This is a genomic window from Longimicrobium sp. (assembly GCF_036399935.1).
In the GTDB taxonomy this organism is placed as follows: Bacteria; Gemmatimonadota; Gemmatimonadetes; order Longimicrobiales; family Longimicrobiaceae; genus Longimicrobium.
Genome location: NZ_DASWMD010000016.1, coordinates 89,598 through 103,537, shown reverse-complemented (window position 1 = coordinate 103,537; position 13,940 = coordinate 89,598). Strand labels below are relative to the sequence as shown.

Sequence of the window (13,940 nt, the reverse complement as noted above, 5' to 3'; positions counted from 1 at the left end):
CTTCCGCGCTCGTCTCGTAGTGGCATAGGGCCGAGCCTGCGCGACGGTTTGACGCCACCGGCGCGGGACCCCATGATTCGACTGCCGTGCACCCCCGCAAGTCCACCCCCGAGACTGAGAACATGCCCGACGAGCGAACGTACGGCGAGGAGGAGGTCGCGGAGATCTTCCGCATCGCCGCCGAGGCCCGGAATGCCACCGGAGGCACCGCGCTGGCACCCGTGAACGGGTTCACGCTGGCGGAGCTGCAGTCCATCGGGGGCGAGGTGGGGCTGGCGCCGGAGCGCGTGGCCCAGGCGGCCGCCGCGGTGGACCTGCGTCGCGGCGCGCTGCGCCGCAGCGAACTGGGGATGCCGATCGCGGTCGGCCGCACGGTAGACCTGCCGCGCGCACCCACGGACCGCGAGTGGGAGATGCTGGTCGCCGACCTGCGCGAGACCTTTGGCGCCAAGGGGCGCACGGGCTCGCGCGGCGAGGTGCGCGAGTGGACCAACGGCAACCTGAACGCATTCGTGGAGCCCACTCCCACGGGGTACCGGCTGAGGCTGGCGACCACCAAGTCCAACGGCGTGGCGCTCAACCGCATGGGCGCCGTCAGCCTGATGATGGCGCTGGTCACGGTCGTCGTGCTCTACGTCAGCGGCGCGCTGGCCGAGGAGATGCTGGGCCCCGTGATGCTGTCGATGATGGGAGGCGGCGCGCTGGCTTGGAACGCGCTCCGCCTGCCGGGCTGGGCGCAGGAGCGCGAATCGCAGATGGAGGTGATCGCGGTGCGCGCCGCGGCGCTCCTCGGCGCCCCGCCCGCGCCACATCTTGCCGGTCCCGGCGATCCGCTGCTGATCCCCGGCTGACCGAACCTAAGCTCGTCATCAACACACGAAAAACGCCGCCGCTTACTTCCGAGCGGCGGCGTTTTCATTGCGGAGTCACGTCTCCGCCGTGCGGATCTCGTCGATGCCAGCGGCGGAGACCCCGTCGACCATCGTGCGGTTCACCATGGGGTGATGGTCGTGCGTGGGGCCGAAGTCGCTGTCCGGATGCCACGCGAGCACGTCTAGCGCCTCGCCGCGGGTAAAGAACGAGTGCAGGGTGCCGGTGGGAATGCGCCACCCCATCCCCGGACGCAGCGCGAAGGTGCCGCCCGGCGTGCGGCACTCGCCCGTGCCGCGCACGATCACGCCGATGCGCTCGGACGGGTGCGTGTGCGCCGTCTGGTCCGTCCCCGGCGGCATGTGCAGGTGATTCAGGCAGGGCTCGCCCAGCACCGGCGGGCACACCAGCAGGGTGTCGGAGCAGCCGTCGATGTAGCGCAGTCGCCCGGCGGCCTCCACCGGCCCGCCGAGCGAAAAGAGGCCGCGGTACCCCAGCCGCGAGATCACCATCCCCGCCCCGCCGTGTACCCTCGCCGCGCCGGGCGCCACGAAGAACATCCCCGCGCGCAGTGAAAAGCGCCCGGTCTCAGTCTCCACCGCGCAGCCATCCTCGATCGCCATCCCGTAGTGCGTCGCATCAGACTCCAGCGCCAGCGCGTCCGCCCGCCAGCCATAGACGCGGGTGGGATACGCGTCGTCCGCGAGGTCCACCAGCAGGCCGTCTCGGATCTCCAGGGGAACGAAGTCGCTCGTCGTGCTCATCGTCATGCGGATCTCAGGGGAAGGACAACTTCACCGGATGAGGCTGGGTGGTTCGCACGCCGCTGCCGCCGCCCATCCCCAGCCCTTCCCCCGCAAACTGCGCGGGGGAAGGAGCCAGCCCGGTGCGTACCCGGAGCCCGGGGCGGGCGACCAACCCTGTCATCCTGAGCCCCAGGCGCACGGTGCCGGCCCGCACACCATGCGTCGCGGGGCGAAGGATCTAACCTGGGGCACTTCCCAGCCCGGGCGCGGCAGCGGTCACCCGTGCAGAGGCCGCGACATCGGGGCGTTTCGAATTGCGCCGGCGCAGCCTCGGCTGCCCTCTCCCCCGGCCCCTCTCCCGCAAGCGGGAGAGGGGAGAATTCGATTGCGCTTCGGCATGCCCCGCGCACTCGACTATGCGTGCAGTCCGCGAAGGCGGACTTCGGGCTCTTGTTGCCGCGACTTCAGTCGCCCCAGCCGTGCCGAACCTCTCACTCGTTCGCCCGCAGCCACACTTCCATCGTCAGCAGCAGCCAGATCTTCACACCCCGCCTGGGCACCTTGGGCGTGTCGAGCCATTCCTTGACCGTCCGCGGATCGAAGTACGGCCTCGTCCGCGCGTTCCGGTCCAGGAGCATGGCTCGGGCGTACGGGCGCAGCTCGTTCTGGAACCAGGCCTGCACGGGAACCAGCATCCCGCTCTTGGGACGGTGCACCACCTCCGCCGGAAGCAGGTCGGCCACGGCGGCCTTGAGCACGGCCTTTTCCACCGTGCCCGCCAGCTTGTGCTCGGGCGGAATGGCGAAGCTGGCCTCGATCACCCGCCGGTCCGCCAGCGGAGAGCGGCCCACCAGCCCGTTGGCCGCCGTCAGGTTGGCCACCTTGGTGAGGATGTGGTCCGCGCCCTTGAAGCGCACGTTCACGTCCAGCAGCCGGTTGAGAAAGTGCCGCATCCCCCCGTCCACCAGCCGCGGCGCGAACCACCACCCGGCCGGCGGCTCGTCGCGCAGCGTCGCCTGCACATCGTCCGTCAGCAGCGAGGGAAGGTCGTCCCAGCACTTGCCGAAGGAGCGCAGGTAGGCCGTGGTCAGGTCGTCCGCCCCGCCGTAGAGCGCGTGCAGCAGCATCGGGGTGTTCTTGGGGCCGCCAAAGCTGGGGTCGCCGCCCTCGCCGTTCAGGATGGTGCCCGTCACCGCCGCGGCCGCCCGCCCGATGAGCAGGTTGGGCGTGGTGAGCGGATCCCCGATGGGGTCGTCGAGCACGGCCAGGCTTTCCGACAGGTGCTTCTGGATGATGGACGCGGGAAAGTCCAGCACGTGGTGCCGGGTGCCGCAGTGCCGCGCCACCCGCGACGACCACTCCAGCTCGTTGGCGTACCCCCCGCCGAAGTGCAGCGAAAAGGTGTGCACGGGCCCCGGCGCCATCCGCGCCGCCAGCGCCGTCACGAGGCTGCTGTCCACGCCGCCCGAAAGGTATACGCCCACGGGGCCGGATGCGGGGAGGCGCACCCGCACGGCCTCGTCGATCAGTTCGCGCAGCCGCGCCGCGTGCACCTCCAGCGGCGCGTCCGCGTCGTCGATGCGCTCCGTGGGTTCCCAAAACTCGTGCGGGCGCACGTCCGGAAGCGGGAGCGCCGTCCCGGGGCGCAGTTCGGATATGCCGCGCCACATCGTCCGTTCGCCGGGGACGAAGGCGCAGGTCAGATAGTCGCGCAGAGCCACCAAGTCGAGGTCGCCTGAGACGCCGGTCCCGCGCCGCAGCGGGCGCGGCGACGAGGCGAAGCTCCATCCGCGCGACTCATCCCCCGTCCAGTACAGCGTGCGCGCCCCCGCCCCGTCGCGCAGCAGCCAGAGCCGGCGCTCGGCGGGGAGCCACACGGCGGCGGCATACATCCCCAGCGCGTGCCGTCCGGCGTCCGGGCCGTGCGCGCGGACCAGCTCCGCCAGGAGGGTCAGCGGCGACGCGCCGGGCAGACCGAGCATCGAACGCAGCTCGTCCGCGTTGTCCACGACCACGTCGCCGCACGCGATCCATCCACCGTCCGGCGCTCTCTCGATGGACCCGGCAAAGGCGGCCTCGCCCTCGCTCCACGCCGGGTCGAATCCCCGACGCCGGAGCGCAGCGGCCGGATCTGACCCGCCGAACACCCCCGCGAACGCCGTCATCCTAAGCCGTCCACCCCGGCCGTGTCCGCGCCGCCGCCGGTCAGGGACTTGAACCAGGCCGCGACGCGGGTCCAGGGGGCGTCGTCGTACGCCGGGTCCGGGTCGGAGCCGTCGTTGGGCCCCGCGGCCACGATCCCCTCGTACGCCGCCCGCATCAGGTGCGCGGAGGGCAGGGCGGCCAGCTCGTAGACGTTCCCCGCGGCCAGCCACCGCCGATCCTCGTACGAGAGCAGCTCGATGAACTCCGGGGGCCACGACGACCACTGCACGGGCGTGCCCGGGATCCACGGCAGCTCGAGGCGCCTGACCGTCTCCGGCCGCAGCCCCAGGTCTACCACGCGCACCGACGGCTGCGGAAACCACTCCGGCTCGCGGAGGTCCATCGGGAGCTGGCATCCGCCGGGGCTGGCGTCGTGCAGCGCGAACACGGTCAGGCCCGGGGTGCGGCGCAGCACCTCCCTGATCGCGTCCGCAGCGCCGTCAGGGTAGCCGTCCAGGCTCAGGACGGCGCACTCGTGCTCGATGTCGAAGCCGTTGGCGACCAGCATCTTCGCCGTCTCCCGCCGGTCCGTCACCACGGCGCGGTTCCAAGAGGCCACGTCCGCCGGCACCTGCGGCGGCGCGATGGCGGCGTCCGTGCCGTGCGGCGACAGCAGGCCGGGGATCTTGCCGTGCACCTCCACCCACGGCCGGAGCTGGCTACTCAGAAAGACCTCGAACGGAAGGCGAGGCCTGAGCTGGTCCGCGTACCGCTCCCTCGCGGTCTGGGCAGCGCCCCAGCCCAACGCCGCCCCCATCATGCCGCCCACGACGGCCAGGATCAGCATTCCCGGCTCGGCAAACGCCGCCATGAAAACCCCCGGCAGGGCGAAACCCAGCGCGGGCAGCACGATGAACCCTTCGGTGGCGGGCGGGAAGGGCGGCATCGTCGATTTTCCGTGCACGGCGAGCCACAGCTGGCGGGTGGTGAACCACAGCTGCCCGCCGGCGGAGACGCGGTCGATGGCGGCCTGGAACTCGGCGTCGGTATTCGCTGCCGGCCGGGTCCCCGGGTCGAACGCGAACCGGTGCTGGCACCCGGGACAGCGCCCGTCCTCCCGCTCGCGCAGCCGGGAGATCCTTCCGCAATGAACGCACTTCATGCCGTCGCCCTCATCCGAACCCGTCCACCGCGGCGGTGTCGGTGCCGCCGCCGAGGTCGCCCACCCAGATCACCCCGCCGCCGTAGTACGTGTCGCCCCCGCCGCCACCGTCACCCCCGCTGGGCGCGGAGCCGTCGTTGGGCCCCGCGGCGACGATGCCCTGGTAGGCGGCGCGCAGCACCTGCGCGGGGTGCAGGGCGGCCAATTCTCCCGTGTGCCCCCTGGCCAGCCACGCCACGTCGTCGGGCGGCAGGACCTCGCCCAGCCGCGGCGGAAGCTTGCGCGGGGAGCCGGCCAGCGCGGGAATGCGCAGCCGCCGCACCGTCTGCGGCCGCAGCCCCAGGTCCACGATGCGCACGGCCGGGTTGGGAAACCACTCCTGCTCCCGCAGCGTCAGCGGGAGCAGGCATCCGCCGGGGCTGGCGTCGTGCAGCGCAAAGACGGTCAGGCGCGGGTTGCGGCGCAGCATCTCCTTGACCGTGCCGGCGATCCCGTCCGGATAGCCGTCGCGGCTGAGCACGGCGCAGTTGTGCTCGAAGTGAAAGCGGTTGGCCACCAGCACCTGCGCCGTCTCCCACTGGTCCGTCACCACCGCGCGGTCGAACGAGAAGGCGGCCACGTCCGCCGGCACCTCGCGCGGCAGGGCGGGTGCCGCCACCTGGCGCACGGGGAGCAGCGCGGCGACGTCGCCGTGCACCTCCTTCCACCGCCGCAGGTACCGCCGCTCCCACTCCGGAAAGGCGATGCGCGGCGGCCGGGGCGGCTGCGCAGCGCCCGCGAACGCAAGCTTGCCGTACAGGCTGCGCCAGAAGCCGGGCTTCATCCACCGGCGGTTGAACTCGTACCACAGGTGCCGCTCCGTGAACAGCACCTTGCCGTTCCCCGAGACGCGCTCCATGGCGTTCTCGAACTGGCCGTCCGTGACCTTGTACGGGTCCCTGGTCGGCTCGAAGGCGAAGGGGTGACGGCACCCGGGACACCGCCCCTCCGTCCGCTGGCGCAGCTTCGAATCCGTCCCGCAGTAAATGCACTTCATGCAGTCGCCAGGTCGGGGGATGAACGCGGCGGATGGAGGCGCGTCACGAAATCCCCCAGTCCAGCGGCGGATCCTGCGCGTCCATCCACAGGTGCAGCATCAGCAGCGCCCACAGCTTTTCGCCGGCGCGGCGGCGGCGCGTCTCGCCCGGATCGTCGTCGCCGCGGCGCAGGGCGGCCACGTACTCGGGCCGGAACCACCCGTCCCGCCGCAGCCGCCGGGGTGACAGGCGCCGTGCCGCCTCCCACCGCAGCGGACTGATCCACCCGCGCAGCCACTCCGTCGCGGGCACGCCCATCCCCCGCTTGGGGCGGTCGATCAGCGCGGGGGGAAGCAGCCCCTCGGCGGCGCGCTTCAGCAGGTGCTTTTCGCTGGCGCCGCGCAGGAAGAAGTCCGCGGGAAGCGTGAACGTCCACTCCGCCAGCGCGCGGTCCATGAAGGGCGCGCGCGCCTGCAGCCCGTGCGCCGCCGCCAGCTGCGTCATCCGCGGGGCGATGTTCTGGGCGCCCTTCAGCCGGATGTTGGCCGCGCGCAGGCGATGGAGGAGCGTCGGCAGGCCATCTGCGTCCAGCGCCGGCCGCAGCCACGCCCCCGCGTCCATCGTCCCGATCGCCTCCATGGCCGCCGGCGTGAGCAGCTGCGCCTCCGCGCCGTGGAAGCGGTGGTAGGTGGCCAGGTAGGCGGCCTCGCGGCTGTATCCCGCGCCGCCGTACGCTTCCGCGGCCAGCATCGGCTTCGTCGCCCAGCCGCCGAAGAGCTGGTCGCCGCCCTCGCCGTTGAAGACGGTGGAGACGGACTGGCGCGCCGCCTGGCCCAGCAGGTACAGCGGCACGGTCACCGGGTCACCGAACGGCTGGTGGAGCGCGGCGGCCGTGGGCTGGAGCGCGCGGCTCAGGTCGCGCGGACGGGCGCGGACGCGGTGCAGCGGTCGGCCCAGGTGCGCGGCCACGGCCTGCGCGTGCTCCAGCTCCGTGTCCCACGGCGGCCCGAAGTCCAGCGAGAAGAGGTGCACGCGGGCGCCGGCGCGGGCCAGCAGCGCGGCGACCAGGCTGCTGTCCAGCCCGCCGGACAGGTAGACGCCCACGTCGCGCTCCGTGCCCAGCATCCGCTGCACCGACGCGGCGAGCAGCGCGCGCAGGGTGCGGACGGCGGAATCCTCGTCCACCGGCGCGGGACGCTCGCGCCAGGGCGCCGGCTCCGGCCGTCGTGAGACGCCGTCGAACAGCGTCTTCGGTCCGGGGGGATGGGAAAAGCAGAGGTAGCCGTGCAGCGCGCCCGGATCCACGCCGCGCGGCGCACCCGGCAGACGGCGCAGCACACGCGGATCGGCGGCCGTGTGCGTGCGCTCGCCGAGCGTGAGCGCGTACATGGGCTGCACGCCGAAGGGATCGGGCGCTTCGTCCGGAACGGCTCGCGCGAGCGCGCTAGTCGATCCGGAGATCGTCCACTTCGACGCGGCCTCGGGCATCCGTGGGATTGAAGGGGTGGCCTACCTTGAGGGAAACGCCCGTCACCGCGCCGGGTGCGCCGCCGCGCTCCCCGCGCCACGGACTGCGCGAGTCGGGGCGGGTCTGGTGCTCCAGCTGGTCCATGCGGATGGTGACGGTGCGCCACTCCGCGCGCACGGGGATGTCGGGAGAGCGCCAGCGTTCCGTGGCGCCGTTCTCCACGAAGAGGCGCGCGCGGCCCAGCCCGCCGTCGCCGCGGATGCGCAGGGTGATGGTCTCGTGACCCTTCAGCGAGGGCGGGACGGAGGCGGTGTTGAGGTTGGCCCAGTAGCGCCCGTCATCCTCCGCCACGAAGCGGTCCACCTGGATCACCCCGCGCCCGCCCTCCTGCCCCGCCCGGCCGGTGGAGCGCGGGTTGAAGTCGCCGGACCACGCCTGCGCGGTGCTTTCGAAGGTCCAGGCGGCGGGCTCCGGCTCGGGCGGGTTGGCGACGCGGTACACGCCGGCCGCCGCGAGGAGGGCCAGCGCCGCGCCCGCGACGGTGGTGCGGATGCGCCGGCCGCGGCGGATGCGCGCCACGGTGGCGGCGTGCGAGGCGGCGGCGGCGCGGTCCAGCTCCACGCGCGAGATGCCCATCTCCTGCGCGGCCTGCTCGTAGCTCTCGCGGTCCATCCGCAGCTCGCGCTCGCGTTCGTCCACGTCCTGGCGGCGGACGGCCTCGCGCAGCACCTCGGGCAGCTCCTCCGGCTGCAGGTCGTCGTAGCTTCGGGGCATTCCGGTTCCGTCTCGCGGGCGGCGTGGAACGGCGGGCGGTGCGCGGCCAATCTACCCGCCGGCCGGGAGCGGGACCAGCCCGCCCGGCGCGCATCCGTACGGGCTTTCCGCCGCGAAAGTGTCGGGCTCCGGCGCCCGTTACATGATCGTTGCGGGCGACCCGTCAGGGTGCCGGGGCCGGCTTGAACACGGTGCGGAAGGCGCGCAGCGCCGCGGGGTGGTAGATGGTCGCGTGCTTCTCCTCCGGCATCGGCACGTGGAACCAGCGCAGGCCGCGTGCTTCGCTGGCCCGGAGGTCCGCCGCCAGCCTGCCGATGGCCTCCTCCAGCCCGCCGTCCCCGCTGCTGGCCAGGTACACCGTCTTCCCCGCGACGGGCTGCGCGCGGAGCCGTTCGGCCGCGCCGCGCACCAGCGCCTGGTCGTTCCACCAGAGGCTGGGGTCGAAGGCGATGTAGGTGTCGAAGAGCGCGGGCTCCAGCAGGAAGGTTTCCATCACGAACAGGCCGGCCAGCGATTCGCCCACGATGGCCGTCTCTTCAGTGGTCCGGTAGCGCTCGCGGATGCGCGGCATCAACTCCGTGCGGATGAACGTGCGGAACGCCCCCGAGCCACCGACGCGCGGCGCAATCCGCTTGTCCGCCTCGACGGTCGTCGGCCCGGTCATGTCGCGGCGGCGCTGGGTGTTCTCGATCCCCACCAGGATGAACGGGCGCATCGTCCCGTTGCCGACGCCCACCTGCACCAGCCCCGCCACGTGCAGAAAATCTTCCGCCATCCCGCCGTCGGGCATGTACAGCACGGGAAAGCGGTCGGCCGCGGCTTCCTGGTATCCGGGCGGCAGATACACGTTGATGCGCCGCGTCTCGTTCAGCGCCGCCGACGGCATCGTGAACGTCTCGCCGATGGTGAGCGGTCCGGCCTCGGCCTGCGCGGGAACCGGCGCGGCCTGCACCGGGCCGGGCGCGACCTGCGCGGGCGTGGTGCAGGCACCGCCGAGGCAGAGTGCGGCCACCGCGATTGCACGTCTCATCTCGATTCCGATCGTCAGGGTGTCAGGTCGCGTTCATTCTCGTACGCCGCCGCTACAGGCACCGGGCGAGCGCCTGCACGCCGGCACGGATGGCGTCGGGGGCGAGCGCACCGTAGCCGAGCACCAGGCCCCGCGCCGCGGGAGCGCCCACGTAATAGCGGGCGAGCGGGTGCACGTCCACCTCTTCCTCCGCGGCCCGGGCGGCGGCCCGGATATCGTCCGCAGGGTCCGGCAGGTAGCCGACGACGTGCATCCCGCCATCCGCCGGACCCAGGTGCATCCGCCCCGCCAGCGTGCGGTCCACTTCGTCCACCAGCACGTCCCGCCGCTCGCGGTACAGGCCGCGGAGCCGGCGGACGTGCACGCCGAAATGTCCCTCCGCGAAGAACTCTGCAAGCGCCACCTGGTGAAGGAGCGCCGTGTGCCCATCCAGCAGCCCGCGCGCGATGGTGAAGGGCGCCACCAGGTCCGCGGGGACCACGGCGTAGGCCAGGCGGATGGACGGAAACAGCACCTTGCTGAAGGTGCCCGTGTAGACCACCCGCGCGTCCTGGTCGATGCCCTGGATGGCCGCCGGGGAGCGTCCATCGAAGCGGAACTCGCCGTCGTAGTCGTCCTCGATGATCCAGGCGCCGGCCCCCCGCGCCCAGTCCAGCAGCTCCAGCCGCCTTTCCAGGCTCATCGTTACGCCCAGCGGATACTGGTGCGAGGGCGTCACGTAGGCCAGCCGCGCGTCCGGCGCGGCACGCACCCCCTCGCTCACCTGCAGCCCGTCGTCATCCACCGGCACGGGGACGATGCGCGCGCCGTTGAGGGTGAACGCGGCTCGCGCCCCGGGATAGCCCGGCTCCTCCAGCCACACCGCGTCCCCGGGGTCCGTAAGCACGCGGATGGCCACGTCCAGCGCCTGCTGCGAGCTCGTGAGAACGATCACCTGCTCCGGCTCGCACATCACGCCGCGCGACGTGGCCACGTACGACGCGATCGCCTCGCGCAGTGGCCCGTATCCCGCCGGATCGCCGTACCCAAGGCTGCGCCGCCCCAGCCGCCGCATGCCGCGGGAAACGAGGCCCCGCCAGATGTCGAGCGGAAAGGCTTCCACGGCGGCCGAGCCCCCCGAAAAGGCGCGCGGCACGGGGGGGTCCGCCGAGAACGACGACGGATTGAAGGCGGCAGCGCGGGCGGCGAGGCGGCGCGGCGCGGAGGGGAGCGCGGTCCGCGCCGAAGGCTCGGGCTGCAGCACCCGGTCGATGATGGCCACGTACGTCCCATCGCCCGTGCGCCGCTCGATGAACCCCTCGGCGCGCAGGCGGGAGAACGCCTCTTCCACCGTGTTGCGCGAAACCGCCAGGTCGGAGGCGAGCGACCGCGTGGAGGGGAGGCGCACCCCCGGCACCAGGCGGCGGGCGAGAATGGCGCCGCGCAGGGAGCGATAGATCTGCAGATTGAGCGGCGCGCCGTTCCGCTGAAGCTCCAGCACCTCCAGTCCCACTCCGCCGGGCTTCTTCGGCACGCCGTCCCTCTCTGGCAATGGTCCTGCCGATACGTGGATAACGACCCTTCCCGCCGGACCGTTCTCGTTTATTATGAGAGCAGCTACCGACCGATGCAAGCACCCCCACTAAGCACGCCGCCCATGATTCCGCGCCCCGATCCATCCGAGCATCCCCCGTACTTCAGCCGCTACGTGGACCTCGTCCCGGAGGGCGACGTGCTGCTCACGCTGCGGTCCCAGCTGGCCGGCACGCTGGAATCGACGCGAGGCATGGACGAGGCGGATGGTGGGTACCGTTATCTTCCCGGGAAGTGGAGCATCCGCCAGGTGCTGGGGCACGTGATCGACACGGAGCGGGTGATGGCGTATCGCGCGCTCCACTTTGCCCGGGGCGACACGGCGCCGCTGCCGTCGATGGACCAGGACCGGTTCGTGGCGGGCGCCGGCTCCGATGCCCGCACGATCGCGGACTTGGGCGAAGAGCTCGAACACGTGCGCCTCGCCACGATCGCGCTCTTCCGCCCGCTGTCCGCCGAAGCGCTCGACCGCCGCGGAATCGCCAGCGGCGCGGAGTGCTCGGTGCGCGCACTGGCGTGGATCATCGCCGGGCACGAGCTTCACCACGGCGCGATCCTCCGCGAGCGCTACCTTCCCGGGCTCGTCGGCGCCTCCGGAGCGGGCACACATGCGTAGCAGGCGGCCCTGCTCCGCATCTCCCCAAGCCACACATCGAAGGACGATCATGTTCAGGACGATCTTGATCAGCGCGGCGGCTGTGGGCCTCGCGCTGGGTGAGGCGAACGCGCAGGTGGTGAACCTCTGGCCCGGTGTGGCGCCCGGCTCGGAGAACTGGACGCACCAGGAGAAGGTCTACGAGGATACGCCGGTCGGCACGGTCATCCAGAACGTGGTTACGCCCACGCTGACGGCGTTCCTTCCGGACTCGTCGAATGCGACTGGCACGGGGGTGATCATCGCCCCGGGCGGCGCGTTCATCGCGCTCACGGTCAGCCTGGAGGGCGCCGACCTGGCGCGCTGGCTTCAGCAGCGGGGGATCGCCGCGTTCGTGCTCAAGTACCGCACGGTGGAGCAAAAGGGCGAGGGCATTCCGCAGATGGACATGGACACCGCCGGGCGATACGGCATCGCGGACGGAATCCAGGCCCTGCGCGTGGTGCGGAGGCACGCGGCGGAGTGGGGGATTTCTCCCGACCGCGTGGGGATGATCGGCTTTTCCGCCGGCGCGATGGTCACCAGCGGCGCGCTGCTGCAGCCGGACAGCGCGGCGCGCCCCAGCTTCGCGGCGATGGTCTACGGCGGGCCGCTGGGCGTGATCCCCGCGATCCCCGCCCGGCTGCCCCCCACCTTCCTGGCGTGGGCCCAGGACGACCGCGTGTCGCGGGGGCGGGTGGTCCGCTTTCACGACGCGCTGCTCGCCGCGGGCATCCAGCCCGAGGTGCACGTGTTCGCCACGGGCGGCCACGGCTTCGGCACCCGCAAGCAGGGGACGAGCAGCGACCACTGGGTAGACGTGTTCTACTTCTGGCTGCAGGCACAGGGACTCGCCACCCGCGCGACCGCAACGAGCGGATCGTAGCCGCGGATCATCACTCTTCGCCACGCCCCGATCATCATGCAGACGACCCGCGCTTCGGCGCCGCACTCCGCCGATCCCGCGCACGGACCCGCCGCCACCCCGAAGAAGCGGGTGGACGCGGTAGACGTGCTGCGCGGGCTGGTGATGGTGCTGATGCTGCTGGACCACACGCGCGAGTTCGTTCACCGCGACGCGCCGCTGTTCGACGCCGCCAACCTGGACCGCACCACCGTCGCGCTCTTCTTCACCCGCTGGGTCACGCACTTCTGCGCGCCCATCTTCGTGTTGCTGGCCGGGACGGGCGTGGCGCTGCAGCTGCGGCGCGGAAAGTCGAAGGCGGACCTCTCGCGCTTCCTGGTCTCGCGCGGCTTCTGGCTTATCGTGCTGGAGTTCACCATCGTGCGCTTCGGGATCGCGTTCGACCTGGACTACGGCGCGTTCCCCGGGATGCTGCAGGTGATCTGGGCGATCGGGGTTTCGATGATCGTGCTCGCCGCGTTCGTCCACCTGCCCGTGGTGGCGACCGGCGCGGTGGGCGTGGCGATCATCGTGCTGCACAACCTGGCGGATCCCATCGTGGTGCAGGGGTGGGCCGGTCCGGGCACGCCGGGGCCCGGTGCGCTCGGCGCGCTGTGGATGGTGCTTCACCAGCCCGGCTTCATCCTGCTCTTCGGCGCGCCCGCGCTGGTGGCCTATCCCCTGGTTCCGTGGCTGGGCGTGATGCTGGCGGGGTACGCGCTCGGTGGCGTCTACGGGTGGGAGCCGGAGCGGCGCCAGCGCTTTCTCGCCCGGCTGGGCGTGGCGATGATCGTGCAATTCGTGCTGCTGCGCGCCACCAACGTGTACGGCAATCCCGCTCCGTTCGCGGTGCAGAAGGACGCGGCGTTCACCGTCCTCTCCTTCCTGAACACGAACAAGTACCCGCCGTCGCTCCTGTTCGTGCTGATGACGCTGGGGCCGGCGCTGCTCGCGCTGGCGTGGCTGGAGCGCGTGCCCCGCGGCCGCGTGGGGCGGATGCTGGTGACGTTCGGCCGCGTTCCCCTCTTCTTCTACGTGCTGCAGTGGTTCGTGGCGCACGCCATGGGGCTGGGGCTGTCGCTGGCGACGGGCAGGCCCACGGCCCACCTGTTCGGCTTTCCCGGCGGCACCCCGCCGCAGCCCGGCGCCGGGTTCGGACTGGGCATCACCTACCTGGCCTGGGCCGTCGGCGTGGCGCTCCTTTACCCGCTCTGCCGTTGGTACGCGGCGATCAAGCAGCGGCGCACGGAGTGGTGGTTCAGCTACCTGTGAGCGACGTGCGGCGCTCCATCACTCCCGTTCCCTGCCCGCCAAGCTCTTCCCACCGCGTGCTTTGCGCCCTCGCGCAGCCGGTTCCGCCGCTCACCTGTAGCCATTTCGGACAGGGGGAGCAAATCCGCCCCCGCTGGGCCGTTTCTCACGGGCCTCGCCGGCCGGGTGCTCGGGAATCGGTCACTTCGCCACGGTGCGCCCCGATTGTGCTATTATCCACAAAGACATACAGGACAAGCATTTAGCGGATGCGGACAGATGTGGCGCGGCGTTCGCCTACCCTGGGCCGGCTGTGGGCAACCGAACGGGTAATCCGGACGCCGATCTGGCGCATTTTCCAGGAGGTC

At 71.9% G+C, this 13,940-nt stretch carries 12 protein-coding genes; 4 read left to right on the top strand and 8 right to left on the bottom strand.

The genetic code is table 11. The features are described from left to right. Nucleotides 1–122 precede the first annotated feature (122 nt). Nucleotides 123–851, top strand: a complete 729-nt coding sequence (locus VGB24_RS05050; protein ID WP_331071871.1) for a hypothetical protein — start codon at nucleotides 123–125, stop codon at nucleotides 849–851. Between the two features lie 75 nt (nucleotides 852–926). On the opposite strand, the gene VGB24_RS05045 is transcribed toward VGB24_RS05050, so the two are convergent. From VGB24_RS05045 to VGB24_RS05010, 8 genes are all read right to left on the bottom strand, one after another. After that, on the bottom strand, nucleotides 927–1,634 hold the full coding sequence (locus VGB24_RS05045; RefSeq protein ID WP_331071870.1) for a cupin domain-containing protein: 708 nt from the start codon (nucleotides 1,632–1,634) through the stop codon (nucleotides 927–929). A 473-nt stretch (nucleotides 1,635–2,107) separates the two neighbouring features. Next, nucleotides 2,108–3,781 (bottom strand): asparagine synthase C-terminal domain-containing protein, encoded by a 1,674-nt coding sequence (locus tag VGB24_RS05040; RefSeq protein WP_331071869.1) that lies wholly within the window; start codon nucleotides 3,779–3,781, stop codon nucleotides 2,108–2,110. Next, nucleotides 3,778–4,923, bottom strand: a complete 1,146-nt coding sequence (locus VGB24_RS05035) for a hypothetical protein (RefSeq protein WP_331071868.1) — start codon at nucleotides 4,921–4,923, stop codon at nucleotides 3,778–3,780. The genes VGB24_RS05040 and VGB24_RS05035 overlap by 4 nt, the downstream gene beginning before the upstream one ends. A 10-nt stretch (nucleotides 4,924–4,933) precedes the next feature. Next, nucleotides 4,934–5,959 (bottom strand): hypothetical protein, encoded by a 1,026-nt coding sequence (locus VGB24_RS05030; RefSeq protein ID WP_331071867.1) that lies wholly within the window; start codon nucleotides 5,957–5,959, stop codon nucleotides 4,934–4,936. A gap of 43 nt (nucleotides 5,960–6,002) precedes the next feature. Continuing rightward, nucleotides 6,003–7,427 carry an asparagine synthetase B family protein gene (locus VGB24_RS05025; protein WP_331071866.1) on the bottom strand — a complete coding sequence of 475 codons (1,425 nt, stop codon included), beginning with the start codon at nucleotides 7,425–7,427 and terminating at the stop codon, nucleotides 6,003–6,005. Further along, entirely contained in the window at nucleotides 7,384–8,181 is a 798-nt protein-coding gene (locus tag VGB24_RS05020) for a hypothetical protein (RefSeq protein ID WP_331071865.1), read from the bottom strand. Before VGB24_RS05020 ends, VGB24_RS05025 begins: the two co-directional genes overlap by 44 nt. Nucleotides 8,182–8,344: 163 nt before the next feature. Then, complete coding sequence (locus VGB24_RS05015) at nucleotides 8,345–9,211, bottom strand: alpha/beta hydrolase (protein ID WP_331071864.1); 867 nt, start codon at nucleotides 9,209–9,211, stop codon at nucleotides 8,345–8,347. 52 nt (nucleotides 9,212–9,263) lie between these two features. Continuing rightward, nucleotides 9,264–10,724 (bottom strand): PLP-dependent aminotransferase family protein, encoded by a 1,461-nt coding sequence (locus tag VGB24_RS05010; protein WP_331071863.1) that lies wholly within the window; start codon nucleotides 10,722–10,724, stop codon nucleotides 9,264–9,266. A gap of 123 nt (nucleotides 10,725–10,847) precedes the next feature. On the opposite strand from VGB24_RS05010, the gene VGB24_RS05005 reads away from it, so the two are divergent. The 3 genes from VGB24_RS05005 to VGB24_RS04995 are packed head-to-tail and all read left to right on the top strand — an operon-like array spanning nucleotide 10,848 to nucleotide 13,593. Continuing rightward, on the top strand, nucleotides 10,848–11,399 hold the full coding sequence (locus VGB24_RS05005) for a DinB family protein (RefSeq protein WP_331071862.1): 552 nt from the start codon (nucleotides 10,848–10,850) through the stop codon (nucleotides 11,397–11,399). Between the two features lie 49 nt (nucleotides 11,400–11,448). After that, nucleotides 11,449–12,303, top strand: a complete 855-nt coding sequence (locus VGB24_RS05000; RefSeq protein ID WP_331071861.1) for an alpha/beta hydrolase — start codon at nucleotides 11,449–11,451, stop codon at nucleotides 12,301–12,303. 36 nt (nucleotides 12,304–12,339) lie between these two features. Then, a complete protein-coding gene (locus VGB24_RS04995) occupies nucleotides 12,340–13,593 on the top strand; it encodes a DUF1624 domain-containing protein (RefSeq protein WP_331071860.1) in 1,254 nt (417 codons plus the stop codon). Nucleotides 13,594–13,940 lie beyond the last annotated feature (347 nt).

What these genes read in the sequence shown, in the direction of transcription:
- VGB24_RS05005 (WP_331071862.1), top strand. Translation starts at nt 10,848, where the DNA reads ATGATTCCGCGCCCCGATCCATCCGAGCATCCCCCGTACTTCAGCCGC.
- VGB24_RS05030 (WP_331071867.1), bottom strand. Translation starts at nt 5,959, where the DNA reads ATGAAGTGCATTTACTGCGGGACGGATTCGAAGCTGCGCCAGCGGACG.
- VGB24_RS05025 (WP_331071866.1), bottom strand. Translation starts at nt 7,427, where the DNA reads ATGCCCGAGGCCGCGTCGAAGTGGACGATCTCCGGATCGACTAGCGCG.
- VGB24_RS04995 (WP_331071860.1), top strand. Translation starts at nt 12,340, where the DNA reads ATGCAGACGACCCGCGCTTCGGCGCCGCACTCCGCCGATCCCGCGCAC.
- VGB24_RS05035 (WP_331071868.1), bottom strand. Translation starts at nt 4,923, where the DNA reads ATGAAGTGCGTTCATTGCGGAAGGATCTCCCGGCTGCGCGAGCGGGAG.
- VGB24_RS05020 (WP_331071865.1), bottom strand. Translation starts at nt 8,181, where the DNA reads ATGCCCCGAAGCTACGACGACCTGCAGCCGGAGGAGCTGCCCGAGGTG.
- VGB24_RS05050 (WP_331071871.1), top strand. Translation starts at nt 123, where the DNA reads ATGCCCGACGAGCGAACGTACGGCGAGGAGGAGGTCGCGGAGATCTTC.
- VGB24_RS05015 (WP_331071864.1), bottom strand. Translation starts at nt 9,211, where the DNA reads ATGAGACGTGCAATCGCGGTGGCCGCACTCTGCCTCGGCGGTGCCTGC.
- VGB24_RS05040 (WP_331071869.1), bottom strand. Translation starts at nt 3,781, where the DNA reads ATGACGGCGTTCGCGGGGGTGTTCGGCGGGTCAGATCCGGCCGCTGCG.
- VGB24_RS05045 (WP_331071870.1), bottom strand. Translation starts at nt 1,634, where the DNA reads ATGAGCACGACGAGCGACTTCGTTCCCCTGGAGATCCGAGACGGCCTG.
- VGB24_RS05000 (WP_331071861.1), top strand. Translation starts at nt 11,449, where the DNA reads ATGTTCAGGACGATCTTGATCAGCGCGGCGGCTGTGGGCCTCGCGCTG.